Origin of the sequence: Streptomyces sp. TRM64462, assembly GCF_013362995.1 — a bacterium.
Lineage (GTDB): Bacteria > Actinomycetota > Actinomycetes > Streptomycetales > Streptomycetaceae > Streptomyces.
The window spans coordinates 14,855-30,651 of the sequence record NZ_JABWDV010000304.1 but is presented as its reverse complement, the minus strand read 5'-3'; the positions used below and the strand labels follow the sequence as shown (position 1 = coordinate 30,651).

12 protein-coding genes and 1 riboswitch are annotated in these 15,797 nt (G+C 73.5%); of the genes, 1 reads left to right on the top strand and 11 read right to left on the bottom strand.

Features of this window, described 5'->3' with window-relative positions; genetic code table 11:
• Positions 1-2 precede the first annotated feature (2 nt).
• Positions 3-176, bottom strand: a riboswitch (cyclic di-AMP (ydaO/yuaA leader).
• Between the two features lie 287 nt (positions 177-463).
• Positions 464-2,560, bottom strand: a complete 2,097-nt coding sequence (locus HTZ82_RS14860; RefSeq protein ID WP_175409850.1) for an alpha-galactosidase — start codon at positions 2,558-2,560, stop codon at positions 464-466.
• Between the two features lie 214 nt (positions 2,561-2,774).
• Between HTZ82_RS14860 and HTZ82_RS14855 the strand changes: the two genes are divergently transcribed.
• Positions 2,775-3,587 carry a tyrosine-protein phosphatase gene (locus tag HTZ82_RS14855; protein WP_175409849.1) on the top strand — a complete coding sequence of 271 codons (813 nt, stop codon included), beginning with the start codon at positions 2,775-2,777 and terminating at the stop codon, positions 3,585-3,587.
• Positions 3,588-3,645: 58 nt separating this feature from the next.
• Here the strand turns inward: HTZ82_RS14855 and HTZ82_RS14850 are convergent, their stop codons facing one another.
• The 10 genes from HTZ82_RS14850 to hpnC all read right to left on the bottom strand — a co-directional run bounded on the left by HTZ82_RS14850 (position 3,646) and on the right by hpnC (position 15,701).
• The gene (locus HTZ82_RS14850) at positions 3,646-5,031 is read right to left on the bottom strand and encodes an aspartate aminotransferase family protein (RefSeq protein WP_175409848.1); all 1,386 of its coding nucleotides are present in this window, start codon (positions 5,029-5,031) and stop codon (positions 3,646-3,648) included.
• The gene (gene dxs, locus HTZ82_RS14845) at positions 5,028-7,106 is read right to left on the bottom strand and encodes a 1-deoxy-D-xylulose-5-phosphate synthase (RefSeq protein ID WP_175409847.1); all 2,079 of its coding nucleotides are present in this window, start codon (positions 7,104-7,106) and stop codon (positions 5,028-5,030) included. Before dxs ends, HTZ82_RS14850 begins: the two co-directional genes overlap by 4 nt.
• A gap of 46 nt (positions 7,107-7,152) precedes the next feature.
• Positions 7,153-8,175 (bottom strand): adenosyl-hopene transferase HpnH, encoded by a 1,023-nt coding sequence (gene hpnH / locus HTZ82_RS14840; protein ID WP_175409846.1) that lies wholly within the window; start codon positions 8,173-8,175, stop codon positions 7,153-7,155.
• A 5-nt stretch (positions 8,176-8,180) separates the two neighbouring features.
• A complete protein-coding gene (locus HTZ82_RS14835; protein ID WP_175409845.1) occupies positions 8,181-9,005 on the bottom strand; it encodes a 1-hydroxy-2-methyl-2-butenyl 4-diphosphate reductase in 825 nt (274 codons plus the stop codon).
• Positions 9,005-11,062, bottom strand: a complete 2,058-nt coding sequence (gene shc, locus HTZ82_RS14830) for a squalene--hopene cyclase (RefSeq protein ID WP_175409844.1) — start codon at positions 11,060-11,062, stop codon at positions 9,005-9,007. The genes HTZ82_RS14835 and shc overlap by 1 nt, the downstream gene beginning before the upstream one ends.
• A gap of 149 nt (positions 11,063-11,211) precedes the next feature.
• Positions 11,212-12,312, bottom strand: coding sequence for a polyprenyl synthetase family protein (locus HTZ82_RS14825; RefSeq protein ID WP_254711868.1), 1,101 nt, complete (start codon positions 12,310-12,312; stop codon positions 11,212-11,214).
• A complete protein-coding gene (gene hpnE / locus HTZ82_RS14820; protein ID WP_175409842.1) occupies positions 12,309-13,703 on the bottom strand; it encodes a hydroxysqualene dehydroxylase HpnE in 1,395 nt (464 codons plus the stop codon). The genes HTZ82_RS14825 and hpnE overlap by 4 nt, the downstream gene beginning before the upstream one ends.
• Complete coding sequence (locus HTZ82_RS32745; protein WP_302852233.1) at positions 13,700-13,828, bottom strand: hypothetical protein; 129 nt, start codon at positions 13,826-13,828, stop codon at positions 13,700-13,702. Before HTZ82_RS32745 ends, hpnE begins: the two co-directional genes overlap by 4 nt.
• Positions 13,825-14,778 (bottom strand): presqualene diphosphate synthase HpnD, encoded by a 954-nt coding sequence (hpnD, locus tag HTZ82_RS14815; RefSeq protein WP_175409841.1) that lies wholly within the window; start codon positions 14,776-14,778, stop codon positions 13,825-13,827. Before hpnD ends, HTZ82_RS32745 begins: the two co-directional genes overlap by 4 nt.
• Positions 14,775-15,701, bottom strand: coding sequence for a squalene synthase HpnC (hpnC, locus tag HTZ82_RS14810; protein WP_175409840.1), 927 nt, complete (start codon positions 15,699-15,701; stop codon positions 14,775-14,777). Before hpnC ends, hpnD begins: the two co-directional genes overlap by 4 nt.
• Positions 15,702-15,797 lie beyond the last annotated feature (96 nt).

Genomic DNA, 15,797 nt, shown 5'->3' with positions numbered 1-15,797 from the left:
TCCTCTCCGGCGCCTGCGAGGTGAGCTGTCGGGTTCGGGCTGGAGCTGCCCGGCCGCGCTGTTGGCGCGGCTTCACCCCGAGCCGTCCGGGAATTCCCGTCCGGCGAACTACCTGGTTCCCCCGCTCCTGCCACACGTGGGTGGGTGCGAATTCCGGGCGGTGGCAGGATTCGGCGGTCCGCCCGGCTGGACGGGACCGTAAACGAGTGAGGACGGCGGGAACAAGCGCATGGTTTCCGTCGTGCATTCAGCTCGGGTAATTCGCCGGAGAATTCCGGTCACCCTCCGTGGATTGCGGATCATGCATTCCCGTACCGGGCAGGGTTTTTGGCACCGGCAAGCGGCCACGGTCCGTCACTTTTATGACGCTGCTCACGCGCCGGACCCCATCTCCCTTGCTACCGGGGCACGTTACGCCTTACTCCCGCAATACGGACAGAAGCCTCACTAGGTAATGAGAGGCTCAACAGCGGCGCAAGCGGATGACCGTGGCATCGAGGTCGCCCCGCAGCCCGGTGGGCAAACCATGGTGAATCAGGACAGAACCCCGATGGCGGGCGCCGGTGTCCCGGCACGCGTACACCGCCGCCGGGTCGATCCCGCGCAGCCGCAGCGGAGCGGGCGGCTCCCCGTGATGCTGGGCCTGGAGCCAGGCGAGCACGACGGTGTCGTCGCCCCGTACGTACTGGACGGCGCTGAGCCCGCCCTCCGGGGGACGCAGCCGGTACAGCTCCCCGAGCTGCACCACGGGGCGGATCTCTTTGTAGAGGGCCACCCACCCGCGGGCCTCGTCCCGCTCCTCGTCGGTCCACCGGGTGAGGTCCCCGCCGACCCCGAGCACTCCCGCCATGGCGCTGACGAAGCGGAATCGGAGGCTGCTGATCCGCCCGTTGAGCTGGGTGTTGGGGCTGTCCGTGACCCAGGCGGCCATGACGCGGGCCGGGTGGAGCTGGCTGAAGCCGTGCTGGATGGCGAGCCGGTCGAGGGGGTCGGTGTTGTCGGAGGTCCACACCTGGTCGGTGCGGGCCAGGATGCCGAGGTCGACGCGTCCGCCGCCGCCCGAGCACGACTCGAAGGCGACCCCGGGGTGCGCGGCGCGCAGCCGGTCCAGCAGGCCGTACAGGGCGTGCACGTGCTCGGTCCACAGGCGCTGCGGGTACGGGTCGCCGGGCCAGCCGGCGTCGGTGAAGCAGCGGTTGAAGTCCCATTTGACGTAGTCGATCGGCGCGGACGACAGGAGGCCGTCGAGCTGTTCCCAGAGGTACTCCTGGACGTCGGCCCGCGCGAGGTTGAGCACGAGCTGGTGGCGGAACTCGGTGCGGGTGCGGCCCGGCTGGTGCTGCACCCAGTCGGGATGGGCGCGGTAGAGGTCGCTGTCGGGGTTGACCATCTCGGGCTCGACCCAGATGCCGAACCGCATGCCGAGGGCGTGCACCTCGTCGGCGAGGGGCTTCAGGCCGCGCGGGAAGCGGTCGGGGTTCGGGGTCCAGTCGCCGAGGCCCGCCCGGTCGCTGGTGCGCCGCCCGAACCAGCCGTCGTCGACCACGAACAGCTCGATCCCCATACCGGCCGCGCGCCGCGCCAGCTCGCGCTGCTGCTCCTCCGAGATGGCGAACTCCGTCGCCTCCCAGGAGTTGTAGAGCACCGGCCGCGTGTCGGCCGCGCCGGGGATCACATGGGCGAGCTGCCAGGCGTGCCAGGCGCGGCTGGCACCGCCGAAGCCGCCGTCGCTCCACAGTGCGGCGAAGACGGGGGACACGTACGCGTCCCCCGGTGCGAGCCGGACGAGCCCGGAGTCGTCGTGGCCGGCGCCGCCGGTGATCTGGACGAGCCCGTCGGGCAGCCGGTGGACGGAGATCCGCCACGACCCGGACCAGGCGAGGGCGCAGCCGTACACCTCGCCGTACTCCTCGGTGGCGCCCTCGGCGTCGAGGGCCACCCAGGGCAGGTGCTGGTGCCCGGTGTGGCCGCGGCGGCTGCCGATGACCTTCTCGCCGTACGTGAGGGGGGCGCGGACGAGGCGGGTCTCGGCGGCCCAGCGGCCGTGCAGCTGCGAGAGCCGCCAGGCGTCGCGGAGCGGCAGGGTCCAGGTGGCGGCGTCGGCGCGGAGCAGCTCGACGGGCGGCGCGCCCTCCGGGCCGCGGTGCTCGGCGGTGATCCACCGTTCGACGACGTCGGTGTCGTCGCGCATCCGGTAGTGGAGGGTGAGGGCGAGGGGGCCGTCGAGGAAGCGGAGGCGGAGTTCGCCGGCGTCGGCGTCGGTGGTGGCGGTGTCGAAGCGCCACTCGGTGCCGCGTACGCCGACGGTACGGACGGAGAGGGCGGGGCGTACGAAGCGGGGGCCGCCTTCGACGGGGTACTCCTCGTGGCCGTCGAGCGGTGACTCGAAGGGCCGGTACGGGGCGGGCGGCCGGTCCGCGAGGGCCTCGGCGTCGGCGGCGGTGAGCCGCGGGCCCCAGTGGAGGTGGAGCAGCGTGTCGCCGTCCGCGAGGTGTAGGGCGTAGCTGCTGGACGGGCCGGAGAGAAGCCAGGTCCGCCCGTCGCCCACCGTCTCGATCATCCAGACTCCCCGATTCGTGTCACAGATTCGCGCATCTCTCGACAGTTCCGCACATCATGAGGGTCTGGCCAGGGGCAGGGCAACGACCCGGGGCCGGGTGGGGCTACGGATGTGCGAGCCGCAGGGACATATTTGCCCGGGGCAGCGATGTCGTATCGTCAGATCCGCGACCTCGTCGGCGGCCGTCGCCGACGGCAGACACGGAGGAGCCCCCGTGACGCAGCAGCTCCCGGACGTCCCGCCGACCACCGAGCCCCCGCTCACCGGAGTGCGCAACTTCCGCGACGTGGGCGGGCTGCCGGCCGGGGACGGCCGCCGGGTGCGGCACGGCCTGCTCTACCGCAGCGGTCACCTCGCGCACGCGACCGACGACGACGCGGCGTTCCTGGCAGGCCTCGGCCTGCACACCGTCTTCGACTTCCGCAACGCCGCCGACCAGGCGCTGGAGGGCCCGGACGTCGAGCTGCCCGGCGTACGGAACGTGAACATCCCGCTCACGGACCCGGCCGACGGGGCCGAGTTCTGGCAGATGGTCCGCGACGGCGACCTGGACCAGCTGCGGGACCTGCTGGGCGACGGCAAGGCGGCGGCGCGGATGCGCTACGCGTACCGGAGCATCATGACCGAGCGCACCGCCGAGCACAGCCGTGTGGTGCACGCCCTCGCCGAGGACAGCATGCCGGCGCTGATGCACTGCGCGGCGGGCAAGGACCGCGCCGGTCTGTCGATCGCGGTGGTGCTGCTCGCGGTGGGTGTGGAGCGCGACGCGATCGAGGAGGACTACCTCAAGTCGAACGACCCGCGCGGCCGGTACAAGGTCCACCGCAGCGACTCCTCGCCCGCCGGGATGTCCCCCGAGGTGCTGGAGCTGCTCGATCCGCTGTTCACCGCCCGCTCCGAGTACCTGGAGACGGCGTACGCGACGATCGAGGAGACCTGGGGGTCGACCGAGCGGTACCTCACCGAGGGACTGAAGCTCGCCGCCCCGACGCGGGAGCGGCTGCGGGCCCGGCTCCTGGACGGCTGACCCGGTCCGGGGGTGCGGCTCAGGGGTGCGGCTCAGGGGTGCGGCTCAGGGGTGGGGCTCAGCGGTTGGCCATGGCCTGTTTGACGAGGGTACGCCCGAAGTCCCAGATCAGGCCGCCGCCGCTGTGCGCCTCGTCCATGACGGCGGTGAACGCGTCGACGAAGCGGTCGACCTCCGCCTCCCCGATGACGAGCGGCGGAATCAGCTTGATCACCTCGAGCCGGTCGCCGGAGACCTGGGTGAGGATGCGGTGCTGCTGGAGCAGGGGCACCACGACCATCTGCGCGAACAGGCCCTTGCGGGCCGCCTGGAGCATCGTCCAGCGGCTGCGCAGCCCCAGTGACGAGGGCCTGCCGAACTCGATCCCGACCATGAGGCCCCGGCCTCGTACGTCGTGGAGCATCTCGTAGCGGTCGGTGAGCGCGGCCAGCCGCGACTTCAGCAGCTCCCCGGTGCGGCGGGCGTTGGCCACGACGCCCTCGCCGTCCATCACGGCGAGTACGGCCAGACCGGCCGCCATGGCCTGGGCGTTTGAGCCGAAGCTGGCGGAGTGGACGAGGACCCGGTCCATCGACGAGTAGACCTTCTTGAAGATCCAGTCCTTGCCGAGCGTGGCGCCCACCGGGACGTAGCCGCCGGACAGTGCCTTGGCTACGCAGACGAGGTCGGGTTCGACGCCGTCCTCGTGCTGGTAGCCGTAGAAGGCCCCGGTGCGGCCGAGGCCGGTCTGCACCTCGTCCGCGATGAGCAGGGCGCCGCGCTTGTGCAGCAGCTCCTGCGCGGCGCGCAGGAAGCCGGGCGGGGCCTCCTGGACGCCCTTGCCCTGGATGGGCTCCACGATGAACGCGGCCACGTCGCCGCGCCGCAGCTCGCGCTCCAGGGCGTCGAGGTCCCCGAGTGCGATGGCGGTGTCGGGCAGCAGCGGGTCGAAGCCGTCGCGGAAGCCTGCCTCGCCGTTGACGGACAGGGAGCCGGTGGTCAGCCCGTGGAAGGCGTGCGCGCAGTACACGACGCGCGGCTTGCCCGTGGCGTACCGGGCGAACTTCAGGGCGGTCTCGACGGCCTCCGTACCGCTGTTGCCGAAGAACACCCGGTCCAGGTGCGGCGAGTGGGCGAGCAGCCGCTCGGCGAGCAGGCCGGGCAGCGGCGCGCAGTCGAAGCGGGTGAGGTCCGGCAGCCCGGCGTCCAGGACGTCGTGCAGGGCCCGGCGGACGACGGGGTGGTGCCGGCCGAGGCCCATGACGCCGAACCCGGCCAGCATGTCGAGGTAGTCGTTGCCCTCGGCGTCCCAGAAGTAGGCGCCCTGGGCCCGCTCGTACATCTTGTCGAAGCCGATGGTGTGGAGCATGCGGGGCAACTGGTGGTTGAGGTGGCGGGCGTGCAGCTCGTAGCGCTCCGCGCCGCGGTCGGCGAGCAGCTTGCCCAGGTCGAACTCGTCGCTCATACGTCGCTCCGCACTCCGTTCCGTACGTCGTCACGCGCCGCGCCGCGCGGCTCGTCGGCGGGCCGCGGCACGTGCTCCGCGGGCGCGGTGGGGTCCTGCGCGGTGGTGTCCTGCGCGGTGGGGTCCTTGGCGGTCGGGTCCTGCGGGACGGACTCCTGAGGGGCGGGAGCATGGGCCGGGGCCTGGAGGGTGGCCGTCCGCGGGTGCAGGGCCGCCATGACGCCGGCCGCGACGGAGGCGGGCGTGAGGCCGATGTCGGCCAGCACCTCACCGCGCTTGGCGTGGCCCAGGAACCGCTCCGGAATGCCGAACGTGCGCAGCGGCACGTCCACTCCGGCGTCCCGCAGGGCCTGCCCGGTCGCCGCGCCGACGCCGCCCGCGCGGACGTTGTCCTCGACCACGGCCACCAGCCGGTGCCGGGCGGCGAGCGGTGCCAGGGCCTCATCGACGGGCTTGACCCAGCGCGGGTCGACCACGGTGCAGCCGATGCCGCGCTCCGCCAGCAGCCGGGCCGCGCGGACGCACACCGGCGCCATGACGCCGACCGCCACCAGCAGCACGTCCGGCATGCCGTCGGCGTCGCCCGGCTCGTGCAGCACGTCCATGCCGCCGGCGCGGCCGAGCGCCGGCACCGGCGGCCCCACGGCCTCCTTCGGGAACCGCAGCACGGTCGGCGCGTCCGCCACGTCGACCGCCTCGCGCAACTGGGCGCGCAACTGCGCGGCGTCGCGCGGCGCGGCGATCCGCAGCCCGGGCACGACCTGGAGGACCGACAGGTCCCACATGCCGTTGTGCGACGGCCCGTCCACGCCCGTCACACCGGCCCGGTCCAGTACGAAGGTGACACCGCACCCGTGCAGCGCCACGTCCATCAGCACCTGGTCGAAGGCCCGGTTGAGGAACGTGGCGTAGACGGCGACGACCGGGTGGAGCCCGCCGGTGGCGAGCCCCGCCGCGCAGACGGCGGCGTGCTGCTCCGCGATCCCGACGTCCCACACCCGGTCGGGGAACCGCTCAGCGAACCGCGTCAGGCCCGTCGGGTGGAGCATCGCGGCCGTCAGTGCGACCACGTCGGGGCGTTCGGCGCCGAGCTCCGCGAGGGCGTCCCCGAAGACCGACGTCCAGGAGGGCCCGGCGGCCGGGCCCAGCGGGGCGCACGTGAGCGGGTCCATGGCGCCGACCGTGTGGAAGCGGTCGGCCTCGTCCTCCAGGGCGGGCCGGTAGCCGCGGCCCTTCTCGGTGAGGCAGTGCACCAGGACGGGCCCGCTGAACCGCTTGGCGCGGTGCAGCGCCGACTCGACCGCGGCGATGTCATGGCCGTCGACGGGACCGACGTACTTCAGACCGAGGTCCTCGAACAGGCCCTGCGGGGCGATGAAGTCCTTCAGGCCCTTCTTCGCCCCGTGCAGCGAGCCGTACAGCGGCCTCCCGACGACCGGGGTGCGGCCGAGTACGTCCTTGCCCCAGGCCAGGAACCGCTCGTAGCCGTCCGTGGTGCGCAGCGTCGCCAGATGCCCGGCGAGTCCGCCGATGGTCGGGGCGTAGGAGCGCCCGTTGTCGTTGACGACGATGACGAGCGGGCGGTCCTTGGCGTCCGCGATGTTGTTCAGCGCCTCCCACGCCATGCCGCCGGTGAGGGCCCCGTCGCCGACGACGGCGACGACGTGGTCGTCCCTGCCGAGGATCTCGTTGGCCTTGGCGAGGCCGTCGGCCCAGCCCAGGACGGTGGAGGCGTGCGAGTTCTCGATGACGTCGTGCTCGGACTCGGCGCGCGCCGGGTAGCCGGACAGGCCGCCCCCGGCGCGGAGTCCGGAGAAGTCCTGACGCCCGGTGAGCAGTTTGTGCACGTACGACTGGTGGCCCGTGTCCCACAGGATCCGGTCCCGTGGCGAGTCGAAGACGCGGTGCAGGGCGATGGTCAGCTCGACCACGCCGAGATTGGGGCCGAGGTGGCCGCCGGTCCTGGCGACGGCGGGGATCAGGAAGTCCCGGATCTCCCCGGCGAGCTGGTCGAGTTCCTCACGTGTCAGTGCCGTGAGGTCGCGCGGTGCCCTGATGTTCTCCAGGAGTGTCACGCTCGGGCCCCCTTCTCGTGCGGTGGACTGACGGCGGGCGGTCAGGTCACGGCCGCCGGCTCGCGACGGTCTCGCGGGCGGCGCGGAGGGACTCGCGCAGGGAGCCCATGGTGGCGAGCACGGCGGTCGGCTCGTAGCCGCAGTGGGCCATGCAGTTGGCGCAGCGCGGGTCCTTGCCGCGGCCGTACTTGTCCCAGTCGGTGTCCTCGACGAGTTCCCGGTACGACGGGACGTAGCCGTCGCTCATCAGATAGCAGGGGCGCTGCCAGCCGAAGAGGGAGTAGTTCGGAATGGCCCAGGCCGTGCACGGGAAGTCGGCCTTGCCCTCCAGGAAGTCGAGGAAGAGCGGGGAGTGGTTGAGCCGCCAGCGCCGCCGGTTGCCGTCGGCGAAGGCCTTCCTGAAGAGTTCGCGGGTCTGCTCGACGCCCAGGAAGTGCTCCTGGTCGGGGGCCTTCTCGTAGGCGTACGCGGGCGAGATCATCATTTCGTCGACCTGGAGGTCGTCGTTGAGATAATTGAGGACCTCGATGACGGTCTGCGGCGTGTCGGTGTTGAAGAACGTGGAATTGGTGGTGACACGGAATCCGCGGCGTTTGGCTTCCTTGATGGCTTCGACGGCCTCGTCGAAGACGCCTTCCTTGGCGACGGATTCGTCGTGCCGCTCCCGCAGTCCGTCGATGTGCACGGCGAAGGCGAAATAGCGCGACGGTGTGAAGTCGTCGAGCTTCTTGCGGAGCAGCAGCGCGTTGGTGCACAGGAACACGTACTTGCGCCGGGCGACGAGCTGGCGGACGATCTCGTCGATCTGCGGGTGCATCAGCGGTTCGCCGCCCGCGATGGAGACCATCGGCGCACCGGACTCCAGGACGGCGCCGACGGCCTGGGCGACGGGCATGCGCTGCTTGAGCACACCCGCCGGGTGCTGGATCTTCCCGCAGCCCTCGCACTTGAGGTTGCAGGCGTAGAGCGGTTCCAGCTCGACGATGAGAGGGAACTTCTCACGCCGGCGGAGCCTCTGTCCGAGCAGATAGGTACCCACCCGGATGGTCTGGCGGAGCGGCATGGCCATCTGGCTCACCTCCTGGGGAGCAGCAAGGAACGGTGCCATTCGAGGAATGCGGGAAGGACGGCACGAAGAACACGGAAAGCCGATATTCCACCGCGTACCGTACCGATACGGACCAGTTCGTGCTCGGGGGCGTCCACGACCACTCGTACGGCGGCAACGGGCCGGGGCCCGGCGGCCAGGGCGGCGTGCAGCGTGGCGGCGGACTCCATGTCGACGGCGATGGCGCCCGTGGCGCGCAGGGCGGCGCGCTCCTGGCCGCGTACGACGTGGTCGGAGCCGATGAGCGGGCCGGTGTGCACGGTCCGCCCGGGCACGGCGCGGGTGAGGGCGGTGACGAGCGCCGCGGTGGCGGTGCACGGGGTCGCGCCGAGGGGGCCACGGGTCTCGTCGGCTACGACGAGGTCCCCGGGGTGCATGCCCGGGGCGAGCCCGGCGCAGAACCCGGACGCGACGACGGCGGCGCCGCGCAGCGTCCCGTCGGCCTGGAGTGCGGCGGTCACGGCGCGGTGGGCGCTGTCGGGGCCCATGCCGGTACGGAGCACGGTGACCGGGTCGGCGGCACGGGAGCGGCTGCGGGTGCGGCTGCGGCTGCGGCTGCGGAGGGCGAGTTGCTCGATGCCCAGGGCGCAGGCGACCAGCAGCGGCCCCGGCCCGGGGCACGTGCCGGAACCGGCGGGCCCCGGTTCGGCAGGCCCCGGTTCGGCAGGCCCCCGTTCGGCAGGCCCCCGTTCGGCAGGCCCCCGTTCGGCAGGCCCCCGTTCGGCAGGCCCCGGTTCGGCAGGCCCCGGTTCGGCAGGCCCCGGTTCGGCGGGTCCCGGTTCGGCGGCCATCAGCTCTCCTTGCCGATGGACGGTTCCCCGTGGACGTACCGGCCGAGTGCCGTGAGCGGGAAGACCTGCCGGTACAGGTGGTAGTTGATGGAGAAGTCCCAGGGGAAACCGGTGCCGGTGAAGTACGGCTCGTCCCAGGAGCCGTCCTCGCGCTGCGTCCCGGCGAGCCAGGCCACGCCCCGCTCCACGGCCGCCGAGTCCCGCTCCCCCGCCGCGAGGAGCGCGAGCAGCGCCCAGGCGGTCTGCGACGCGGTGGAGGCGCCCCGCCCCACCCACTTCTCGTCGCGGTACGAGCGGAGGTCCTCGCCCCAGCCGCCGTCGTCGTTCTGCACGGCCTCCAGCCAGGCCACCGCCCGCCGGACCGCCGGGTGCGACACGGGCAGCCCGGCGGCGGTGAGCGCGGGCACCACCGAGCCCGTGCCGTACACGTTGTTGACGCCCCAGCGTCCGAACCAGGCGCCGCTCGGCTCCTGTTCGGCGAGAAGCCAGGCGATGCCGCGGCGCGTGCGCGGGTCGTGGGCGAGACCCTCGTGGGCGAGCATCTCCACGACGTGGGCGGTGACGTCGGCGGACGGCGGGTCGATGACCTCGCCGAAGTCGCAGAACGGCAGCCGGTTGGGGAAGGGGCTGGTGTTGTCGGCGTCGAACGCGGCCCAGCCGCCGTCGCGGCACTGCATGCCGAGCGTCCAGCGGACGCCGCGGGCGACGGCCGCGTCGAGGCGCTCCGGGTCGGGGTGCTTCACGCGGCGCAGGGCGAGGAGGACCTCGGCGGTGTCGTCGATGTCGGGGTAGGTGTCGTTGTGGAACTCGAACGCCCAGCCGCCGGGCGCGACCCGGGGGCGTCGTACGGACCAGTCGCCGGGGCGGACGATCTGCTCGGCGATGAGCCAGTCGGCGGCCTTGACGAGGGCGGGGTGGTCGGGGGCGAGGCCGCCGTCGGCGAGGGCGATGGCGGCGAGGCAGGTGTCCCAGACGGGTGACTGGCAGGCCTCGATCATCCGGGCGCCGTCCTCGCGCCACACGGCGAACCGGTCGAGGGACGCCAGGCCGGCGCGCATCACGGGGTGCCCGAGGTCGTAGCCGAGGAGGTGGAGGGCGATCAGCGAGTAGACGGCGGGGGGCTGGATGCCGCCCCAGCAGCCGTCGTTCTCCTGCCGCTCGATGATCCAGCGGGCGGCCGTGTTCATGGCGGCCCGGCGCAGCGGGCGCGGTGCGACGCGGTGGTAGGCGTGCAGGGCCTTGTCGAGGCGCTGGAACAGCCCTTCCCAGCTCGCGGCGGGGGCGAGCGGCCGGGGCGGGTTGGGCCGGCGCGGGTCGGTGTGCAGCTCGTCGAGCGCGAAGGGCGCGGGGCGGACGGGCCGCTTGGCGGAGACGATGGTGAGCGGCACGACCGTCTGCCGCGCCCACTGCCCGAAGTCGTAGATGTTGAGCGGGAACCAGTGCGGCAGGTAGATGAGTTCGGGTGGGAGTTCCGGCAGGTCGTCCCACTTCCACCAGCCGAACAGGGCGAGCCAGATCCGGGTGAAGACGCGGGCGGCGGCGATGCCTCCGCGCTCCCGGATCCAGGCGGCGGCGCGGGCCATGTGCGGGGCGTCGGGCGAGTCACCGGCCAGGCGGAGGGCGACGTACGCCTCGACGGTGGCGGAGAGTTCGCCGGGACCGCCGTAGAAGGTGGCCCAGGTGCCGTCGTCGCGCTGTTCGCCGCGGATGTGGCGGGCGGCGGCCTCGGTGGTGGGAGCGTCGCGGATGCCGAGGAACTCGCGGAGGAGGAGGTCCTCGGCGTCCATGGTGACGTTGGTCTCCAGGTCGCCCTTCCACCAGCCCTCGTCGTGCTGCCGGGCGAGCAGGTGCTCGACGGCGCGCCGGGTGGCGCGTGCGGCGGCGGCGCCCACGTCCTCGGTGGACGTCGCCGTGCCCAGACGCGCGCCCGTACGCGTGCCCGTACGCGTGCCGGCGGTCGCGGCGGTGCTCGTCCTGGTGCTCGTGTCGTTCGCCGTGGCGGAGGCGATCGTCCCGGGGCCCGTGGCCCCGGCGCTTCCGTCGGTCGTCGCTGTCATGGCTTCCCCTTCGTGCAGTGGATGTGCTGCTGCTACGGGTCTGCCGTCGACCGGTGCCGTACGAGAGGTGGGCACCGGCCGGCGACCGCGAACTCATATGCGCGGGAACGTGCTCCTCGGCGGGGGCGTGAGCGTGGTCCGAATCGTGATCATCTCTTCCGTACGACGACGAAGTCGGCGAGCGCGGTGAGCTGCGCCCGCACCCGGGCCGGCATGTCCACCCGGTCCAGCGCCTCGATGGCGACGGTGTGCTGGCGGCGGGCCTCCTGGGCGGTCCACTCGCGGCCGCCCGCCTCCTCGATGAGGGCGGCGCGCGTGGCGAACTCCTCCTCGGAGAAGGTCTCCAGGTCCTGGCTCTTGGCGTCGGCGGCGAGCAGTTCGCCGAGCCGCTCGGAGGCCGGGCCTCCGGCGGCGAGTGCGGCGACGACCGGCAGCGACTTCTTGCGCTGCCGCAGGTCGCTCCAGGTCTGCTTGCCGGTGGACTCCGGCTCGCCCCAGATGCCGAGGAGGTCGTCGATGGCCTGGAAGGCGAGGCCGAGGTGGTGGCCGTACGCCTCCAGGGCGTCGGCGGTGCGGTCGTCGGCGCCGCCGAGCACGGCGCCGATGGAGGCGGAACAGGCCAGCAGGGCGCCGGTCTTGTTGCCCTCCATCTCCAGGCACTCCTCGACGGTGACCCGCTCGCGGTGCTCGTACGAGATGTCCTGGGCCTGTCCGTCGATGAGCTTGCGGGTGGCGGTGGTGAGCCGGCGCGTGGCGCGGCCCGCCTCGACGGTGCCGAGCTCCAGCAGGATCTCGTTGGCGAGGGCGAACAGCGCGTCGCCGACGAGGATGGCCTGGGCGGGGCCGTGCACCTTCCACACCGTGTCGCGGTGCCGGCGCTGCTCGTCGCCGTCCATCAGGTCGTCGTGCAGGAGCGAGAAGTTGTGGACGAGCTCCACGGCGACGGCGCCCGGCACCCCGGTCTCGGCGGGCGCGCCGGCGGCCTCGGCGGACAGCAGGGCGAGGGCCGGGCGTACGGCCTTGCCGCCGTCCCCCTCGGCGGGCCGCCCGTGGGCGTCGATCCAGCCGAAGTGGTAGGCGGCGACGGTGTCCATGGGCTGTGCGAGCCGGTCCACCGCCGCCCGCAGCACCGGGGTGGACAGCGCCCGCCCGCGGTCGAGCAGCGCGGCCACCTCCTCGGCGTCGACGTCAGGGTTCACCGGGGGCACAGTCGGCACGGTCTCTCCTCTAGTTCCGGTACTCGGTCTCATGCCGCCTCCTGGAGCGGATGTACGTGGGGGCGGCCGAGGGCCGAGAGGGCGGCGGACGCGGCGGTGAAACCGCTGCGCACCGCTCCCTCCATGGTGGCGGGCCAGCCGGTGGCGGTCCACGCGCCGGCGAGGTACAGGCCGGGTGCGTGGGTGCGGGTGCCGGGGCGCAGCCGTCCGACACCGGGCGCAGGCGCGAACGTCGCTGTCCGCTCCCGGGTGACGAAGAAGTCCTGGACGCGGGCGTGCCGGGCGGGCGGCAGGAGCCGCTCCAGCTCGGGCAGGTAGCGCTCGCGGAGCTCGGCGACCGGCGCGTCGATCTCGTCGTGCGCGGCGGACTGGGACAGGGCCAGGTACTGGCCGCCGCCCCGGTGGCCGGACGCGTCGGTGCGGTCGAAGACCCACTGGACGGGTGAGCCGAGCGCGGCGAAGAAGGGGCGGCGCAGCACGGGCCGGTCGTAGAGGACGTGGACGTTGAGGATGGGCGCGGTGCGGATCCTCAGCAGGGCGGCGGGGTCGTCGAGGGCGCCGGGCGGCAGCAGGTCGTGGGTCTCGCGCTGCGGTACGGCGAGGACGACGGTGTCGGCGTCCAGGGTGTCGCCGGGCACGGCGACGCTCCAGCGGCCGCCTTCGCAGGGGGTGAGGGAGCGGGCCTTGGTGCGCAGCAGGGTGCGGACGCCGGCGGCGTCGAGCGCGGCCTGCGCGAGCGTGTGGTGGAGCCGGCCGAGGGGGACGCGGGCCCAGCCGATGTCGGCGGCGCCGGGCTCGGAGAGGAGTCCGGTCTTGAAGACCATCGCGGCGAGCCCGAGCGAGGAGTGCGGCGCGGTGGCGTTGAGCGTGGCGACGCCGACGAGGTCCCAGAGGGCTTCGACGGTGCGGGGCGACTGGCCGTGGCGGGCGAGCCAGGTGGCGAAGTCGGTGTCGTCGAGCGCCGGGTCGTCGAGGTCGAGGGCCTTGAGGGCGAGGGCGGCGCGCCCGACGCTCGCGCGTTCGGCGAGGGAGAGGTGGGGGTACGTGGCGAGGCTGGCCGCCAGGTGCAGCGGTACGGGCAGGGCGGCGCGGCGCAGCCGTCCGAGGCGCCGGCCTGCCGGGCGGGCCGCGTCGAGGACGGGGACGTCGAGCCGGTCCTGGAGGGGCGCCAGGTGGGCGCCGCCGACGCGGTCGAGGAACCAGCGGTAGGCGGTGCAGCAGCGCAGGTAGACGTGCTGGCCGTTGTCGACGGTGAGGTCGCCGCGCTGGAAGGAGAAGGCGAGGCCGCCGAGGCGCGGCCGGCCCTCGAGGAGGGTCACGCGCACGCCGGCTTCGGCGAGCCGCAGGGCGGCGGTGACCCCGGCGAGGCCACCGCCCACGACGACGGCGCTCTGCCCGGCCCGCGCCCCGGTCCCGCCGCTCACCGGCTCTCCCCCGGGACGGCGGCGGTGCGCCGCCCGGCGCGGCGGTGCGCTCGGCGGGCGCCGGGTGCGGTCGCCGCGGGCGGCACGCTCCGGGTGACGGGGCGGGTCGTCAGGGCGGGTGTCACGCGCGCCTCCTGGTGGTGCGGCGGGAGATCGTGCGGGTGTCGAGGCCGGAGAGGCCGCGCACGGCGACGTACGCCTTCTCGCGTCCCGGCAGCGAGACGCGGCCGCGCAGGACGGCCTCGGGGTCGCGTTCGATGCGGTCGAGGAGGCGGCGGTAGATGCCGGCCATGGCGGCGACGCAGGCGCCGCTGCGCCGGTCGAGCATGGGCAGCAGCCGGTAGCCCTCGGTGAACAGGGCGCGGGCGCGCCGCACCTCGTGGTGGACGAGCCCGGCGAAGTCGGCGTCGGGGGGCGGGGTGGCGGTGCGGAAGCCCTCCGCGCAGCCGAACTTGGCGAGTTCGTCGGCGGGGAGGTACGTACGGCCGTTGGCGGCGTCCTCGCGGACGTCGCGGAGGATGTTGGTGAGCTGGAGGGCGAGGCCCAGCGTGTCGGCGTATTCGGGTGCGCGTTCGACGTCGCGCGCGCCGGGTGCCGTGCCGAACACGCCGAGGGACAGGCGGCCGATGGCTCCGGCGACGCAGCGGCAGTAGACCTTCAGGTCGTCCCACGTCTCGTAGGTCTCACCGCGTACGTCCATGAGGACGCCGTCGATGAGTTCGTCGAAGCCCTCCAGGGGCAGCGGGAAGCGGCGGGCGGCGTCCGCGAGCGCGACGGCGACCGGGTCGGTGTCGTCGTCGGCGACGCCGCCCCGGCGGACGCGGTCGAGTACGTCGCGGGTGGCGGCGAGCCGGCTCTGCTTGGCGTCGGGGCCGAGGCCGCCGTCGCCGATGTCGTCGATACGGCGTGAGAAGGCGTACAGCGCGGACATGGCCTGCCGCTTGTCGTGCGGCAGGAGCCGGATGCCGTAGGCGAAGTTGCGGGCCTGCGTCCCGGTGACGGCCTCGCAGTAGCGGTAGGCGGCCTGGACCTGCGGGGACAGGTCCGTCGTGGTCGTCTGCACCGTTCTGCTCACCCCTCTCCCCGTGCGGTCCGCAGCACCGCGCCCATGCGGCGGATCAGACGGTGCTTCGCCGCCCTGGGCGGTCCTGGGAGTACGTCGTACCGGGCGTCCCTGATCGCGTCGAGGGCCGCGTGTCCTCCGGCGACGAAGCCGGCGAGGAGCAGCCGGAGCCTGCCGTGGACGCTACCCACCAGGGGGGTTCCCTCATTCAGGAGCTCGCGGGCGCGTTCCGCCTCGTACGCGACCAGGGCGCGCGCCGACGCGCCCGCGGTGGGGCGGGCGAGGTCGGCCTCGGTGACGTGGAAGCGGGCCATGTCGTCGGCGGGGAGGTAGACGCGGTCGCGGCGGAGGTCCTCGGCGACGTCCTGGAGGTGCTCGACGATCTGCAGGGCGGTGCAGACGGCGTCGGAGCGGCGGACGCGCTCGGGCGTGGTGGTGCCGGTGATGCCGAGGACGAGCCGGCCGACGGGGTTGGCGGACAGTTCGCAGTAGGCGGCCAGGTCGTCGTAGCGCGCGTAGCGGCGTACGTGCTGGTCCTGGCGGTTGGCCTCGACGAGGGCGAGGAACGGCTCCGGGGTGAGGCCGTGGCGGCGCACGGTGGGCCGCAGGGCGCGCAGCAGGGGGTGCGCGGGCGCCCGGCCGCCCGCACGGTCGAAGACGCGCAGCAGGTCGGCCTCGAAGGCGTCGAGCAGGGTCAGCGGGTCGGCGTCGCCGGGTACGCCGAGGTGGCGGGCGTCGGCGCCGCCGGGGGCGAGGTCGCTGTCGCCGATGTCGTCGACGAGGCGGGCGTAGCCGTAGACGGCCATGAGGTCGTCGCGCCAGGCGCGGGGCAGGAAGAAGGGGGCCACGGGGAAGTTCTCGTGCGCGGCCTTGTCGAGCGTGGCGAGAGGGGTACGCGCGGAGGCGTCGGGGCGCACCTGTCGGACACCCGTCACAGCGGACTGCCCGCCGCGGGGACGGCGGGACCCTCGGCGAGCTGGAGATTCTCCGTCATGGCCGTCACATCTCCCGTTCTACACTGCGGATCCAAT

Excerpts from the sequence above, each read along its gene's own strand:
- HTZ82_RS14860 (WP_175409850.1), bottom strand. The coding sequence starts at position 2,560 with ATGATCGAGACGGTGGGCGACGGGCGGACCTGGCTTCTCTCCGGCCCG.
- HTZ82_RS14850 (WP_175409848.1), bottom strand. The coding sequence starts at position 5,031 with ATGAGCGACGAGTTCGACCTGGGCAAGCTGCTCGCCGACCGCGGCGCG.
- hpnH (WP_175409846.1), bottom strand. The coding sequence starts at position 8,175 with ATGGCCATGCCGCTCCGCCAGACCATCCGGGTGGGTACCTATCTGCTC.
- HTZ82_RS14835 (WP_175409845.1), bottom strand. The coding sequence starts at position 9,005 with ATGGCCGCCGAACCGGGACCCGCCGAACCGGGGCCTGCCGAACCGGGG.
- shc (WP_175409844.1), bottom strand. The coding sequence starts at position 11,062 with ATGACAGCGACGACCGACGGAAGCGCCGGGGCCACGGGCCCCGGGACG.
- HTZ82_RS14825 (WP_254711868.1), bottom strand. The coding sequence starts at position 12,312 with ATGAGACCGAGTACCGGAACTAGAGGAGAGACCGTGCCGACTGTGCCC.